We start from the raw sequence: 12,904 nt of genomic DNA on the forward strand, positions 1-12,904 counted from the left end.
AGACGAACCTTGAGAACAACAAACCTGTTCATCCTGCGCGGCCGAGTCGGCCAGGCGCCGAAAGCCTTCAACAAGGCGGCCAAGATCAACGTCGCGACTGACCGCTCCTGGACCGACGGCAAAGGCGAGCGGCGCGAGGAAACGGACTGGGTGACGGTCACGATCCTCAATGAAAAGGCCGCCGAATGGGCGATCGCGAACATCGCCAAAGGTGACGCGGTCTACGCCGAATGCCGGATTGCGGACGGTTCCTATAAGAAAGATGGTGAAACCGTCTACACGACCGACATCATCGCCAACGTCTTCCACAAGCTCGATCTCGGATCGCGCGACGATGCGGCAGCGTGAGCTCGTCGTTGGGATGGTGTGGGGCTTCGCGATCTTCAGCACTCAGGCGGGGGTGGCTCAAACGCCTTCCGCCTCACCAGGCGTGTATTCTCCCAAGGCCGCCGTCCAATCGCCGCCGTTGCGCGTCGAGGTGATCGACGGCACGCGCTTCCGCGATATTGAAACGCACGAAGCCTATCGGCTCTACGGAATCGACACCTGTGCGCCCGATCAATCCGCACGCCTCGGCCGCCAGGCCTGGCCCTGCGGCACGATGGCGACGGCATGGCTCGTGACCGCGACGCTCAACACATGGCTTGCCTGCGCCACCCTGCGCGACGACGCCGGCGAACATCTGGTGCGTTGCGCCTCCGCCGGTCATCCCGACATTGCCGCCGACATGGTCCGTGAAGGCGTGGCGGTGACGATCCCGGCTACGCAAGACGACCCTGGGATTCGCAGCTATGCGCTAGCCGAGCAGGACGCGCGCAAAGCGTACCGCGGCTTGTGGTCGAGCACCTTCCAGATGCCGTGGGAGTGGCGCGCCGGCCGTGACGTCAAGCGGCAGCCGATGGCGCGCGGCGAGGCCACACCATGATCCGGCGACGACATTATCTGGTGACACCATTGCTGATCGCGCTCGCCGGTTGCGCCGCCCCGGTTGCGCCCGTGGTCGACAATGGGCCGCCGATACCGGAGGCGCTTTACAGCCCCGAGCAGGTGAAGCCCGGCCGCCTCGAATATGCGCCGGATAAATCGACCTTCGCGCCGGTGCTGACCGAACGATTTCCGTATCCGACACAGCCCGAGGCGAACGCCGCCTATCGTCGTCTGCTCGCAGCAGCGCCGGCGGATCGCGCCTACCCCGCCTCGATCTGGCTTTTTGGCTGCAAGCCCGGCGCGCTCGATGAACAGACCGCGCGCGTGACCCGCTACCGCGGCCCGGTGGTCCATTGCGCGACGGATTTCCTGGACGGCTCCGGGCGGCGCTCGCGGCGCGAGACGGCGAACTTCTACTACTATGGGGCCGTGTGGAACATGCAGCCCGTCTACCCGCCACATACCGCCGTCCCGTGGCGCAATCGCGAGCGGTCGCCCAAGGACTTCTGGTGGTGGGTCCCCGGCCGGCCCCGCTACGAATAGGAGGCGGGTGGTGCGTGGCGACTTGGCGTCGACAAGGCAAAGACAATATATTAGATGTTACGTTGACGCGCGGAGGCGGAGCTGGCAGGCTGGATGGTGCTGCGCGAGCGCTCTGATCGCGGGGATGATGATGGCCAATCTTTCTATAGGCGCTCACGCTCAATCGCTCACGCCCGACCCGGGAACTTGGCGGCCGATGTCGTATGCGAACCTCCAGAAGCCTTCACCGCAGAGCGCGACCTACAGCGACATCTGGAAAGACGCTATCGACGCCAACAATCGCGCTTACAAGGCGCGTGGCGACCAGCGATTCTCCGATGGTAACGCCCCCGTCTCGGAAGCCCATTTCGTGATCTGGAGCTCCGGTCGTTCGGTCGTTCTCAGCGTCCTCAATACAGCCATCGCGTGTTCGATCAAGCAGGTCGCGCCTGACGCAGGCGCAACCGTCAAGCTCTGCCCGATGCGGATCGCGATCTATGAAGGATTGCAGGTGCGCACAATGGATGGCGGAAGCGGCTGCTTCCTCGAACTCGAAGGCGGGCCACTATCCGATCGAGAAGCATCCGCAGCTTACGCGTCCTACGACATCGCTTCCAAGACGGTGAAGATCGGGATGATTGTCAACCATCAGGCTGTGGACGAATGTTCCAAGTCCATCCCGCTCTATCCGCAATGAAGCGACCGTCGACACACGTACCGACGCCGGCATCGGTATCAGATTTCTTTAGGAGCGTCCCATGATCAATCTTCGGCTTGCGGCACTGGCTGGTTCGATCACGCTGGCGCTTGCTTCGCCGGCGCTGTCTGCCGAATTCGGCAAGCCTGTGATGATGCAGGCCGTCGCCGTCAAAACAGCACGGCAATCCAATCCGCTCCTCTACAAGCTGTGGTCCGATCTAATCAACAAGAACGAAGAGCATTTCGCCAGCACGGGTCACAGCAATCCGCCCGAAAGCATTCTCTTCAACGAATACAGTTCTGCCGGCCGCACCATCCTGGTTTCGACGATCTTCCTCAACCAGTTCTGTGATGCGGGTCCGAACAGCGCGACCAGCACCGCGCTCTATGCGAGCTGTCCGCTCCGCGTCGCGGTGGTTTCGGGTGCCGAGATCCAGACCGTCAAGAACGCCAAGGCCTGTTTCCTAGATGCGCGCCCCGGATCGGTGCTCGACCTCGATCCGCCGCCGGCCGGGCCCGATCCAAAAACCACCGGCACCTATTCCAACCTCATCACGAAGGGCAACAGCATTGCTGTTTCCACCCTGCAGTCGGATCACGCACAGCCCGAGTGCGCCGTGACCGTTCCCTTTTAACGCTCATCCCCGGGGCTGACCCATGCGGAATTCGCTCGTTCTCTCACCTCGCCGCCTTGCGCCGTTCGCGATGCTCATCATCCTGATCGTTACCGGTATCTCGGCCGGCGCATTTGCGTCGGTGTTTCCAGGCAGCACCCAGGCGAGTCCGTGCGACGTGTCGAACGCCTTTGCGAACACGAGCGATCCGTATCTCAACGCGCATGCCCAGGACTTCGCGGCCATGTCGCATTTCGTGGAGGACCCGAACGGCCAAACGGGAACGTTCAACGGGTCATGCTGCACCGGCCTGATGCAGATCAATACCGGTAATCTGAGGAATCCGGACATCTGTGGCTGCACGCGCGCCGAATACGGCGCCATGAGTCCCCAGCAGCAGATCGACGTCTACGCGAAATATGTCAATGTGAGCTTTGCCAATGATCCGAGCGTACAAACGCTGAAGAATATGCAAGCCAATGGCCAGACGCTCGGAGGCCATCAAGTCGACACGGAAACGGTCATAGCCTGCATGCAAATGGGCACGGGGAATTGCGCTGCCGCGATCAAAAATGGCTGCAGTAGTACCGCCCTCGGTCAGGGTGGCGATAATCATGTCAACGTCTGCACAATGGGCGACAAAGCCCGGCTCGCTATGCAAAATAACCCGAACACATTTGCCAATTGCTCGAACGCGGTCTGTGCAAACAACGGCCCAGGCGACTTTCCGACAACAACCGGTCTCGCTTCGAATGCTCCAACCGCCGATCAGGCAAACATCGTCGTCAGCCCTTCCCAGGTTTGATGCTACTGACGCTATCGATCGCTAGTATGTTGCCTCTCTTCAGTTCGTTTCGGATGGATCGCGAATGATAAAGCGCGAGAAGGCGTTTAATTGCTCTTCCATTGGCGCGCAAAGATCGCCGCCGCGATAATGCGCATGGACAAGGGCCCAGAAGACGACTTCATCGGAGCGCCCCGCGAACAAGGCTTTCTGTAGCGTTCGTCCAATGAGCGTCACAGCACGTGCATGGTCGTATCGCGTGAGGAGTTCCTGAGCGACGATCTTTGTATCGGCGGTTCGAATCACTTGACGTTCCTCCTATCCTTTCTTGATGCGACGTGACGCGCGGCGCTAAGCCGCCGAAGGCAGCAGGTCTGGCAGCACCGGGTCGTCACATCCGCGTGCCTGGCGGATCGTAGCGAGCGTTTCGCGATTGAAGGACATGCGCAGCGCGACCACCTCATCGCGGCCGATGCGCTTGGGAAAACCCAGAGGTCGTACGAAGAACCGCAACTGCATGGCGATCACCATCAGACGCCAATCGATCGCGACCGTGACAGTGTCGACCCGGTGTGCCATCCCCCATTCGACGACGCCTTGCGCGAGCTCGAGAAAGGGGCCATCCGCACGCGGCCGCATCTCGCGGCTGCCGGGGGCAACACAAAAGCGCGTCCACTCGAAGACGCGCGGACCGCGCGGCGGCCGGCGATGACACAGATCGGTCAAGACGTCACTGAGGAGATGCGGCCTCGTTGTCGGCAGAAGACGCTGATACCCGACGATCTCGTCGCCACGAAGGCAGATCTGGTGGATCGCATGAACATCGTCGAAGCGGTCGCGCTCCAGGCCGTCCGGCTGGCGCAGGTCCATCCAGCCCTTCTCGTCGACAAAGATCGAATGACGGAAACGGAAGACTCGATCCATCAGCGAGGCGTGCCGACTGATGTCCGAGCCAGGAATGACCATGAGCATTGAAGACTCCTCAGCTTGTGGGACAAGCCGAGTTGGTCATGAACCGAATCGGAGCGGTATGGTCACAAAGCACCATTGCGCGACGGTTCGCTCACCGGTTGCACAACCTTAGAAGGCTTCTGATCATGGGGCGTGGGCTCCAGTCGGTAAGTCACAGAGCCCGCAGTTCACATGATGGCCAGATCCAAATCCGTGAGGATCGTCGCAAGATCGCCGCGGCAATCGACGAGGCGTGGCGTCGCGACCGCCACCAGCTTTGGTAAAGCCCTGTCGAAGACAACGACGTTCGTCTCGCCGTTGAGCCGCGAGTCGTACATCAGGCCGTCAGGTTTCGTGTCGTGCGCCCAAAGCGCCCGCGACCAGACGCGGGCAAGACCCTGCGCGCTTGCGCGCGCGACGTCGGTCGGAATTCCCATGCGAACCAGACCATCGCCACGCAGGTCGACCAACCTTAACGCAGCCTCGACCCGGACCTCGGCGCAGCTCCACGCCTCGAGCTCCGCCCATTCGATCGGGAAAGTATGGGTTCGGGCGACACCTCGGTCCCGCAGAATCGTTTCGACGAAACACACCTTGATGCTGCTCCCGAAGTAAACGACGCCGAAACGCTCCGGCGGGACCAACGTCGTCTCGGGATCGCTGAACCGGCTCGGGCTGAAACCATAGCCAAGCGGGTCCGGGAAGCGGCTCTGGTAAAGCCGCCGCCATGTCGCGCCACGCGCGACGTCGACAAGCGACAGCGCGCGCGATGCAAACCCGGCCGGCGGTAACGGTCCTGGCGACGGCGCGGTCAGGAGAAAGCGCCTCGGCCGATGGTCTCCGCGGTCGCCATTACGTCGGCGATGCGGCCGGCGCGGAGCGCCTCAAGGCCGGTGCGACCATCAAGTTCGCCATGCTCTTCGAGCAAAAAACGGTAGATCGTCCATGGGTGATCACCCAAGACCTCAAAGAGCTGCGGCAGGCTCGGGATCAGGCCGCCGGAGCCGCTCACTTGCCACTTCGGAAAGCGGACACCGCGCTTCGGGCCTTCGAGGCCAAGCACCTCGTGGCGCCGACGCTTCTTGTGCACCGTTTCACGGGTAGCCCCGATCTCCTCGGCAAACGCATCGGCCGACAGCATGTCAGTGCCGTTCAAGATTTCAGCGACTCGCGCAGAGCCGCGCTGGCGCGCCGCCGCCAAGGCCGAATCAAGCCTATCGCCCTTCGGGGCCGAGACTTCTTCGACGGCGATTTGCGGAGCGGCAGTCTTGGGATCGACCACGACTGTCATCCGCACCGACTTGCCGGTCCGTTCCGCGCGTTTTATGGCGTTCGCAAAACCGGACAAGAGACCTCGCGCCGCCTTGCGGCTGGCGACGTCCTTTCCGATCGACCCGAGCGAGGTTACGAAGCCGAGCGTCAGCGACTCGCGCCGCGCGGCTCGTTTGCGCGCATTTCCGCGCTTTTTATGCGTGACCGTCATCAGCCACCTCCGATGCTTCTCACAATATGGTGGCTTTCGTCAGGTTCGTCAACTTCGTCAGCACAGGCGGTTCCGGAAGTCCCCCGCCGCCGTCAGCTCGCTGAACCGGCCTGACAACGGGAGTGACCTTCGGCCGGCAAGCCGATCCCGTGGCCGGTCGGGACGAAGCCGAGTTTGTCGCAGAGCTTCCGAAATGCCGCGCGGCAGCGCTCTTTCTCCGTCTCTGCGGCGTCGCACAAACGCTGCTGTTGCTCGTTGGAAAGCTGCTGCGACCGACAGACCGGGCACGTCGCCTGGTGAACGGTCCGCTCCCACGCCACCAGCGCGGTCACATACGCTCGATGCGCGGCGATGGTGCGCGCCTCCAGTGATCCCTCTTGTGCCGCTTCAAACCCGGGCACCGTAGTCTTCCCTGATGAGATGTGTCTGCGGTACGCCCCCGCAAACGATCCCTCGCTGACTCTTGGTGATCGGGGAGTTGGAAACCGTACGAAACGGCCCTGTGGCCTTTAGTTCGGGTGAACCTGTTGCATACGCCACAGGCTCCCCGACCATAAGGTCAAGGAGTGCGGCGCCGTAACGGCCGGCACCAAACCGTTCGTAGGGGTTTCCACGCCCCAGGGCAGCGCGTACCGCCCCACCCGATTCATAACCGTTTGGCGGCCTGCGTTCTAGGTCCCTTCGATAAATGACCTGATTGCTGGAAATTTCTGGCACTCTCGCAGAACGCGACGTCCGGCTCATAATCGTCCCACATGCCCTTTATCGGGATGTGTGGAAGGGTTATTTGAATGAGGCTTGGGCGTCGCCCCTGCGGGGCCGGGCTGGCGGCTGCGCTGAAGCCCCGCATGCGGGTCTTCCCCCTCGCGGGCGGCCATCCCTGACGCAAGAGCGCAATGCAGCGGCCAACACTGGCGATAAAGCCGGGACCATTCGGCGAATCATGTCGCGGCAGCGTCTTGGTCTCGAACGCGCCGCGCCCAGCTTAGGCATTGGATATATTGGGTCTGACGGTAAACTCCGGCATCGAAGGACGATTCGTCGTCCTCCCCGCATGATCAAATGTTGCTCGTAGATCCTGCACGTCAACATTGGTGTCGGCGGACGGACAAACGTGGCAGAAGCGGCATTCAAACTGACGGCGTTGGACGCTCCGACTTATCGTGAGCTTCCTCAGAACATCGAGGCCGAGCAAGCGCTGCTCGGCGCCATTTTCATCAACAACGACGCCTTCTACCGCGTTGCCGATTTCCTGAAGCCGAACCATTTCTTCGAGCCTCTACACGGGCGCATATTCGAGCTCATGAGCGATCTGATCCGCGCGAACAGAATTGCCAGCCCGATCACGCTGAAGACCTTTCCTTCCCGCGACTCTCGACATCGCCGGACTATCTGTCGCGCAATATCTCGCGCGCTTGGCCGCGGAAGCGACGACCGTTATCAATGCACCCGATTATGGCCGCACCGTCTACGATCTCGCGGTTCGACGCGAGCTGATCAAGATCGCGGAGGACATGCTCGGCAGCGCCTTTGACGCGGCGGTGGATTGTGCCCCCCAAGATCAAATCCAGCATGCCGAGCAACTCCTCTACGAAATAGCCGAAACCGGACGCTATGGCGGCGGCTTCGAGACGTTCGAGACCGCACTCGACAGCGCCATCGATCGCGCCGCGCAGGCCTATCAATCCGACGGCAGGCTCTCCGGGCTCGCAACCGGGCTCAAGGACCTTGACGCCCGGATGGGTGGCCTTCAATCGACCGACCTGATCATCATCGCCGGCCGTCCCGGCATGGGGAAGACCTCCCTCGCCACCAATATCGCGTTCAATGTCGCAAGCGCCTACGATCCGACGCAACAGGTCGACGGCTCGCTGAGGCCCGCCGCCGGAGGTATCGTCGCTTTCTTCTCGCTCGAGATGTCGTCGGAGCAGCTTGCCACGCGCGTGCTGTCCGAACAGGCCGAGGTCCCCTCCTCCAGCATCAGGCGCGGCGAGATCGGTGAGACCGATTTCGAGAGGCTGCTCAAGCACCGCCAGAAAATGCGCCGCCTGCCGCTCTTCATCGACCAGACCGGCGCGCTTTCCATCGCCCAGCTCGCGGCGCGCGCGCGGCGTCTGAAGCGGCAGCGAGGCCTGCACCTCATTGTCGTCGACTATATTCAGCTCATGCAGGGGAGATCCCAGCGCGCCGCGCAAAATCGCGTGCAGGAAATCACCGAGATTACGACCGGCCTGAAAGCGCTGGCCAAGGAACTCAACGTCCCGGTCATTGCGCTGTCCCAGCTCTCGCGCGGGGTTGAAAGCCGCGACGAAAAGCGGCCGCAACTCTCCGACTTGCGCGAGTCAGGCTCGATCGAACAAGACGCCGACGTTGTCATGTTCGTCTATCGCGAAGAGTATTATCTCAAGAACAAGGAACCTCGGCCGGGCACCGAGGAACACCTCACCTGGGAATCCGAGATGAGGGACGCGCGCGGAAAGGCCGAAATCATCATCGCGAAGCAGCGGCACGGCCCGACAGGGACGGTGGCCATGACGTTTCAGGGTGAGTTCACCCGCTTCTTCGATCTGGCGAACCAAAACCAGATGCCCCACCGAACGGCATAAGTGCCGGCTCCGACTCCTTGTTTCATGTGTTGCTGAGTATCTCTCCGGGCGGTCAACCGGAATGATCTCCAACGTCAGAGCGCCGAACGCGGCCCGGCGCCAGTCAAGCGGTCCTCAAATCCTTCGCACGCATCGACCACCAGCCTTCATCGACACAATAAAAAGACCACCGAGCACACTTGATTTCGTGTGGCGTCCACGGCGGCAAGCATCCGCCGTTGAGACTGTGACGTTCGGCGCCCTGCGTCCGGGGAAAGGACCACCCCGCTCTCGAATGGGCTTTCCTTGGTTCGGGCGCGGCCTTCCACGATCAACCCACAAGGGGTTCGCTACGCCAGCGTGCGACCTCTTCGGCTGCGCCTGCGAGGTGACCGCGGCCACGCCCGAACACGTCGGCGCCTGTCGAGCGGGGATGGTCCCCGCCCCAAGACGGGAGCCTCACGATGTCGCAGAATCTCACCCTCGCTCAGGATCACGCCTTCGATCTCGCCCTCACGTTGATGGTGCCGGTGGTTCTCTTTCAGGTCGACGACGAATTCTCCGTTTATCTGAACAGTCAAGCTGTCTCACTGGCATTTCGCTGAGCTCGCCGGCTCCCGGAACAGCGTCTCGATCAGCGGACATTCCCGCCGATTGCCTTCTGTGCATTGGGCCACCACGTCCTTCAGCACTCGCTCCATGCGTTTCAGGTCGGCGATCTTTTCACGCACGTCGTCGAGATGCGCGGCGGCAACGGCGCTTGCCTCGGCGCAGGGCTGGTCGCGCTCGTCGACGAGGCGCAGCAGTTCACGGACTTCATCGAGGGAGAAGCCGAGCTCGCGCGCCCGCAAGACGAAGCGAAGCCGTCGCTCGTGGGTGCTGTCGTAGCTGCGATAGCCGCTCGCCGTGCGCGGCGGCTCCGGCAGGAGGCCGACCTTCTCGTAATAGCGGACCGTCTCCAGATTGCACCCTGTGCGCTGTGCGAGTTCGGCGCGCTTGAGGCCTTTCACGCCAGCGTGATCGCGCATCCAAAAATACCCCTTGACCCTGTAGTTGCTACAGACCGCACATTAGCGCCTGGATAGGTTTTCGACAAGAAGAGCGAGGTCGAACATGAATGCATCCCGACACGGACCAGCAGACGTTGCACCGACTGCGGCAAACCTGACGACGCCAGAGCGAAGCGAGGCCGGGCGACAGCGCCTGGTCGCCGTCGGCGGCATACTCGGCGCCATCGCCGCCTCGTCCTGTTGCATCATTCCGCTCGTCCTGTTCAGCCTCGGCATCGGCGGCGCCTGGATCGGCAATCTGACGGCGCTTGCGCCCTACAAGCCACTGTTTGTCGCCGCAACGGCGGGCATGCTCGGCTACGGCTTCTACCTTGTCTACTGGAAGCCGCGACAGGCCTGTGCCGATGGGGCTGCCTGCACGCGCGCCGTCCCCAGCCGCCTCGTTCAGATCGCGCTCTGGTTCGCGACCGTACTCGTCGCCGCTGCTTTCGCCTTCGACTACGTCGCGCCGCTGCTGCTTTCCGCCTGACACCAAGAGGAGACTACCCCATGAGGAAGAGTTTGAGCGCTTTCACTTTGATCGCGTCGGTGATGACTGCGCCTGCCGCCTTCGCCGCCGAACGCACTGTGACGTTTGCCGTCGACAACATGACCTGCGCCTCGTGCCCCTACATCGTGAAGACCACGATGGCGGCAATCCCCGGTGTCGCGAAGGTGACCGTCTCCTTCGAGGCGAAGTCCGCGACCGTGACCTTCGACGACGCTAAGACGAGCACCGATGCCATCGCAGCCGCCAGCATGAATGCTGGTTATCCGGCCCACCCGACGCAGCAAGGCAGCTAGATGACTGATCGCGCCGTAATCCGCGCAGGTGCCGTTGGCGCCGTCCTCGCCGCGATCTGCTGCGCGGCGCCGCTCCTCGCCGTCGGCCTGTCTCTGGCGGGTCTTGGCACGTGGCTGACAGGTGTGGGTGCAGTGGTGCTTCCCCTGATCGTCGCGGGCTTCGGCTTCGGCGCGTGGGGGCCCCATCATCGCCGGGCAAGAGCCACGGCCTATGAGACGAAGATTCGCAAGGAAGGCGTGAAGCCATGAACGATTGCTGTGCAACCTCCTCCCGGGACAACCCGGCCGTTTCTCAGCCCGCGACACTGGCGAGCTTTGCCGTTCGACCGGGCGTAACGTTTCCGGATTGGTCGGCGGTCACGTCGCCTGTGGTCAAGAACGCTCTGCAGGCGATGGTCGGGTCCGACCACGTGCTCAATCGCTGGAGCGGTTACGATCCCGCCACCGACAGGGTGCGTGTTGCGTTGCTCCGACTCTACGCCGACCACGGGGGTGCCCCGACCATAAGCGCGCTTGCGGAGCGTACAAAACTCAGTGAGATGGTCATCCGGCCACTGCTCGACGAGCTCCGCCGGCGCGACCTCGTCGTTCTCGATGGCGAGCTGATCGTCGGCGCCTATCCGTTCAGCGATCATAACACCGGCCATCGGGTCACTCTGGACGGACGCACGCTGAATGCAATGTGCGCGGTCGACGCGCTGGGCATCGGTGCCATGACCGATCGCGACACCGCGATCGCCTCGCCCTGCGGCCATTGCGGCGCACTGATCCGGATCACCACGCAGGACCGAGGGCGGGCACTCGCCGACGTCGAGCCACAGTCGGCCGTCATGTGGCAGAGCGTCCGTTATGAAGGCGGCTGCGCCGCGAGCTCGCTCTGCGCGACGACCGCTTTTTTCTGCTCGGACGAGCATCTTTCCGCCTGGCGCGACGAACGTTCCACCGACGAGCCAGGTTTCCGGCTGTCGATCGAGGAAGGACTGGAAGCCGGCCGTGCTCTGTTCGGGCCGAGCCTCGCTGGTCTCGATGTGGCGTCGAAGAGCCTGGTGGTCGCCAACCGACCCTTGCGCACAAACGGTCGCAATGGAGGCGCTTACGATCTCGTCGTCATCGGCGCCGGCTCGGCCGGCTTCTCGGCCTCGATCACGGCCGCCGATCAGGGCGCACAGGTGGCGCTCATCGGCAGTGGCACCATCGGCGGCACCTGCGTCAATGTCGGCTGCGTGCCGTCGAAGACCCTGATCCGCGCGGCCGAGACGCTTCATAACGCTCGCGTGGCGGCACGTTTTGCCGGCATTACTGCTGAAGCCGAACTGACAGACTGGCGCGGAACCGTTCGTCAGAAGGACACGCTCGTGTCTGGGCTGCGCCAGGCCAAATACGCGGACCTGCTCCCCGCGTACAATGGTATCGCCTATCGCGACGGGCCGGCTCGCCTCCTCGACGGCGGTGTCGAAGTTGACGGCGCGCGTATTGCCGCTGGCAAGATCATTATCGCAACCGGCGCGCGGCCGGCAGTTCCTGCTATTCCTGGCCTCGAGACCGTACCGTATCTCACCAGTACGACGGCGCTCGACCTCGAGGAACTGCCGCGATCGCTGCTGGTGATCGGCGGCGGTTATATCGGCGCGGAGCTCGCCCAGATGTTCGCCCGTGCCGGCGTCAAGGTGACCCTCGTCTGCCGGTCCCGACTGCTCCCCGAGGCCGAGCCCGAGATCGGCGCGGCGCTCACGGGGTATTTCGAGGATGAAGGCATCACCGTTATCTCCGGCATCGCTTACCGCGCGATCCGCAAAACCGAGGGCCGAGCGTCACTGACCGTCACGCGTGACGGTCACGATGTCCAGATCGACGCCGATCAGGTGCTGATCACCACGGGCCGCACGCCCAACATCGAAGGCCTTGGGCTGGCCGAGCACGGGATCACCGTCTCGGCGAAGGGCGGCATCGTGGTCGACGACCGCATGCGCACGACCAAGGCTGGCGTCTATGCCGCCGGCGACGTCACCGGCCGCGACCAGTTCGTCTACATGGCCGCCTATGGCGCCAAGCTCGCCGCCAAGAACGCCCTCAATGGCGACAGCCTGCGCTACGATAACAGCGCCATGCCCGCTATCGTCTTCACCGATCCGCAGGTCGCAAGCGTAGGTCTCACCGAGGCGGCGGCGCGTGCGGCCGGGCATGAGATCCGCGTTTCGACGATCGGTCTCGATCAGGTGCCGCGCGCACTCGCCGCCCGCGACACTCGTGGGCTTATCAAGCTCGTGGCCGATGCTGCTGGCGGTCGTTTGCTCGGCGCCCACATCCTCGCGCCGGAAGGTGCCGACAGCATTCAGACCGCGGCTCTCGCGATCCGCCAGGGTCTCACCGTCGATGACCTCGCGGACACGATCTTTCCTTACCTCACCACGGTCGAGGGGCTGAAGCTCGCAGCACTTTCGTTCGGCAAGGACATCGCCAAACTCTCCTGCTGCGCCGGGTGAGCA

General features: G+C 63.0%; 18 protein-coding genes and 1 pseudogene. 12 read left to right on the forward strand and 7 right to left on the reverse strand.

Annotated features, from left to right (window positions below):
- The first annotated feature begins 9 nt into the window (after positions 1 to 9).
- The 6 genes from F8237_RS34725 to F8237_RS36725 all read left to right on the forward strand — a co-directional run bounded on the left by F8237_RS34725 (position 10) and on the right by F8237_RS36725 (position 3,567).
- Entirely contained in the window at positions 10 to 348 is a 339-nt protein-coding gene (locus F8237_RS34725) for a single-stranded DNA-binding protein (protein WP_002719032.1), read from the forward strand.
- Positions 335 to 925: a thermonuclease family protein gene (locus F8237_RS34730; RefSeq protein ID WP_002719033.1), complete on the forward strand. Its 591-nt coding sequence runs from the start codon at positions 335 to 337 to the stop codon at positions 923 to 925. Before F8237_RS34725 ends, F8237_RS34730 begins: the two co-directional genes overlap by 14 nt.
- Positions 922 to 1,470: a hypothetical protein gene (locus F8237_RS34735; protein ID WP_002719034.1), complete on the forward strand. Its 549-nt coding sequence runs from the start codon at positions 922 to 924 to the stop codon at positions 1,468 to 1,470. The genes F8237_RS34730 and F8237_RS34735 overlap by 4 nt, the downstream gene beginning before the upstream one ends.
- Positions 1,471 to 1,594: 124 nt before the next feature.
- Positions 1,595 to 2,146, forward strand: coding sequence for a hypothetical protein (locus F8237_RS34740; RefSeq protein ID WP_244626187.1), 552 nt, complete (start codon positions 1,595 to 1,597; stop codon positions 2,144 to 2,146).
- 61 nt (positions 2,147 to 2,207) lie between these two features.
- Positions 2,208 to 2,783: a hypothetical protein gene (locus F8237_RS34745; RefSeq protein ID WP_002719036.1), complete on the forward strand. Its 576-nt coding sequence runs from the start codon at positions 2,208 to 2,210 to the stop codon at positions 2,781 to 2,783.
- Between the two features lie 22 nt (positions 2,784 to 2,805).
- The gene (locus F8237_RS36725) at positions 2,806 to 3,567 is read left to right on the forward strand and encodes a hypothetical protein (protein WP_002719037.1); all 762 of its coding nucleotides are present in this window, start codon (positions 2,806 to 2,808) and stop codon (positions 3,565 to 3,567) included.
- A gap of 39 nt (positions 3,568 to 3,606) precedes the next feature.
- On the opposite strand, the gene F8237_RS34755 is transcribed toward F8237_RS36725, so the two are convergent.
- The 6 genes from F8237_RS34755 to F8237_RS37130 form a co-directional block, all read right to left on the reverse strand.
- Entirely contained in the window at positions 3,607 to 3,852 is a 246-nt protein-coding gene (locus tag F8237_RS34755; protein WP_002719038.1) for a hypothetical protein, read from the reverse strand.
- Between the two features lie 45 nt (positions 3,853 to 3,897).
- The gene (locus F8237_RS34760; protein ID WP_002719039.1) at positions 3,898 to 4,518 is read right to left on the reverse strand and encodes an acyl-homoserine-lactone synthase; all 621 of its coding nucleotides are present in this window, start codon (positions 4,516 to 4,518) and stop codon (positions 3,898 to 3,900) included.
- A gap of 167 nt (positions 4,519 to 4,685) precedes the next feature.
- Positions 4,686 to 5,141 carry an RES family NAD+ phosphorylase gene (locus tag F8237_RS34765; RefSeq protein ID WP_002719040.1) on the reverse strand — a complete coding sequence of 152 codons (456 nt, stop codon included), beginning with the start codon at positions 5,139 to 5,141 and terminating at the stop codon, positions 4,686 to 4,688.
- A gap of 167 nt (positions 5,142 to 5,308) precedes the next feature.
- Positions 5,309 to 5,980 carry a hypothetical protein gene (locus F8237_RS34770; protein ID WP_002719041.1) on the reverse strand — a complete coding sequence of 224 codons (672 nt, stop codon included), beginning with the start codon at positions 5,978 to 5,980 and terminating at the stop codon, positions 5,309 to 5,311.
- A 92-nt stretch (positions 5,981 to 6,072) separates the two neighbouring features.
- Positions 6,073 to 6,381, reverse strand: a complete 309-nt coding sequence (locus tag F8237_RS34775) for a hypothetical protein (RefSeq protein WP_002719042.1) — start codon at positions 6,379 to 6,381, stop codon at positions 6,073 to 6,075.
- A gap of 584 nt (positions 6,382 to 6,965) precedes the next feature.
- Positions 6,966 to 7,247 (reverse strand): hypothetical protein, encoded by a 282-nt coding sequence (locus F8237_RS37130; RefSeq protein WP_002719043.1) that lies wholly within the window; start codon positions 7,245 to 7,247, stop codon positions 6,966 to 6,968.
- On the opposite strand from F8237_RS37130, the pseudogene F8237_RS34780 reads away from it, so the two are divergent.
- Both F8237_RS34780 and F8237_RS36600 read left to right on the forward strand, forming a co-directional pair.
- A pseudogene (locus tag F8237_RS34780) lies at positions 7,161 to 8,586 on the forward strand (replicative DNA helicase). The gene F8237_RS37130 and the pseudogene F8237_RS34780 overlap by 87 nt on opposite strands.
- 443 nt (positions 8,587 to 9,029) lie before the next feature.
- Positions 9,030 to 9,170: a hypothetical protein gene (locus tag F8237_RS36600; protein WP_167527528.1), complete on the forward strand. Its 141-nt coding sequence runs from the start codon at positions 9,030 to 9,032 to the stop codon at positions 9,168 to 9,170.
- Here F8237_RS36600 and F8237_RS34785 read toward each other — a convergent pair.
- Positions 9,153 to 9,593 carry a MerR family transcriptional regulator gene (locus F8237_RS34785; protein ID WP_012092599.1) on the reverse strand — a complete coding sequence of 147 codons (441 nt, stop codon included), beginning with the start codon at positions 9,591 to 9,593 and terminating at the stop codon, positions 9,153 to 9,155. The two genes, F8237_RS36600 and F8237_RS34785, sit on opposite strands and share 18 nt — an antisense overlap.
- An 85-nt stretch (positions 9,594 to 9,678) precedes the next feature.
- On the opposite strand from F8237_RS34785, the gene F8237_RS34790 reads away from it, so the two are divergent.
- Genes F8237_RS34790 through merBA form a run of 4 tightly spaced genes read left to right on the forward strand, consistent with a single transcriptional unit; the run spans position 9,679 to position 12,901 of the window.
- Positions 9,679 to 10,104, forward strand: a complete 426-nt coding sequence (locus F8237_RS34790; RefSeq protein WP_012092600.1) for a mercuric transporter MerT family protein — start codon at positions 9,679 to 9,681, stop codon at positions 10,102 to 10,104.
- A 20-nt stretch (positions 10,105 to 10,124) separates the two neighbouring features.
- Positions 10,125 to 10,418 carry a heavy-metal-associated domain-containing protein gene (locus F8237_RS34795; RefSeq protein ID WP_012092601.1) on the forward strand — a complete coding sequence of 98 codons (294 nt, stop codon included), beginning with the start codon at positions 10,125 to 10,127 and terminating at the stop codon, positions 10,416 to 10,418.
- The gene (locus F8237_RS34800) at positions 10,419 to 10,667 is read left to right on the forward strand and encodes a hypothetical protein (RefSeq protein ID WP_012092602.1); all 249 of its coding nucleotides are present in this window, start codon (positions 10,419 to 10,421) and stop codon (positions 10,665 to 10,667) included.
- Positions 10,664 to 12,901, forward strand: coding sequence for a bifunctional organomercurial lyase/mercury(II) reductase MerBA (merBA, locus tag F8237_RS34805; RefSeq protein WP_012092603.1), 2,238 nt, complete (start codon positions 10,664 to 10,666; stop codon positions 12,899 to 12,901). The genes F8237_RS34800 and merBA overlap by 4 nt, the downstream gene beginning before the upstream one ends.
- Positions 12,902 to 12,904: the final 3 nt, after the last annotated feature.

It is taken from the genome of Bradyrhizobium betae (genome assembly GCF_008932115.1).
Classification (GTDB): Bacteria; Pseudomonadota; Alphaproteobacteria; order Rhizobiales; family Xanthobacteraceae; genus Bradyrhizobium; species Bradyrhizobium betae.

What these genes read in the sequence shown, in the direction of transcription:
- F8237_RS34785 (WP_012092599.1), bottom strand. Translation starts at nt 9,593, where the DNA reads ATGCGCGATCACGCTGGCGTGAAAGGCCTCAAGCGCGCCGAACTCGCA.
- F8237_RS34735 (WP_002719034.1), top strand. Translation starts at nt 922, where the DNA reads ATGATCCGGCGACGACATTATCTGGTGACACCATTGCTGATCGCGCTC.
- merBA (WP_012092603.1), top strand. Translation starts at nt 10,664, where the DNA reads ATGAACGATTGCTGTGCAACCTCCTCCCGGGACAACCCGGCCGTTTCT.
- F8237_RS34790 (WP_012092600.1), top strand. Translation starts at nt 9,679, where the DNA reads ATGAATGCATCCCGACACGGACCAGCAGACGTTGCACCGACTGCGGCA.
- F8237_RS34745 (WP_002719036.1), top strand. Translation starts at nt 2,208, where the DNA reads ATGATCAATCTTCGGCTTGCGGCACTGGCTGGTTCGATCACGCTGGCG.
- F8237_RS34770 (WP_002719041.1), bottom strand. Translation starts at nt 5,980, where the DNA reads ATGACGGTCACGCATAAAAAGCGCGGAAATGCGCGCAAACGAGCCGCG.
- F8237_RS36600 (WP_167527528.1), top strand. Translation starts at nt 9,030, where the DNA reads ATGTCGCAGAATCTCACCCTCGCTCAGGATCACGCCTTCGATCTCGCC.
- F8237_RS34760 (WP_002719039.1), bottom strand. Translation starts at nt 4,518, where the DNA reads ATGCTCATGGTCATTCCTGGCTCGGACATCAGTCGGCACGCCTCGCTG.
- F8237_RS34795 (WP_012092601.1), top strand. Translation starts at nt 10,125, where the DNA reads ATGAGGAAGAGTTTGAGCGCTTTCACTTTGATCGCGTCGGTGATGACT.
- F8237_RS37130 (WP_002719043.1), bottom strand. Translation starts at nt 7,247, where the DNA reads ATGGTTCGGCTTCAGGAAATCGGCAACGCGGTAGAAGGCGTCGTTGTT.
- F8237_RS34800 (WP_012092602.1), top strand. Translation starts at nt 10,419, where the DNA reads ATGACTGATCGCGCCGTAATCCGCGCAGGTGCCGTTGGCGCCGTCCTC.
- F8237_RS36725 (WP_002719037.1), top strand. Translation starts at nt 2,806, where the DNA reads ATGCGGAATTCGCTCGTTCTCTCACCTCGCCGCCTTGCGCCGTTCGCG.
- F8237_RS34730 (WP_002719033.1), top strand. Translation starts at nt 335, where the DNA reads ATGCGGCAGCGTGAGCTCGTCGTTGGGATGGTGTGGGGCTTCGCGATC.
- F8237_RS34740 (WP_244626187.1), top strand. Translation starts at nt 1,595, where the DNA reads ATGATGATGGCCAATCTTTCTATAGGCGCTCACGCTCAATCGCTCACG.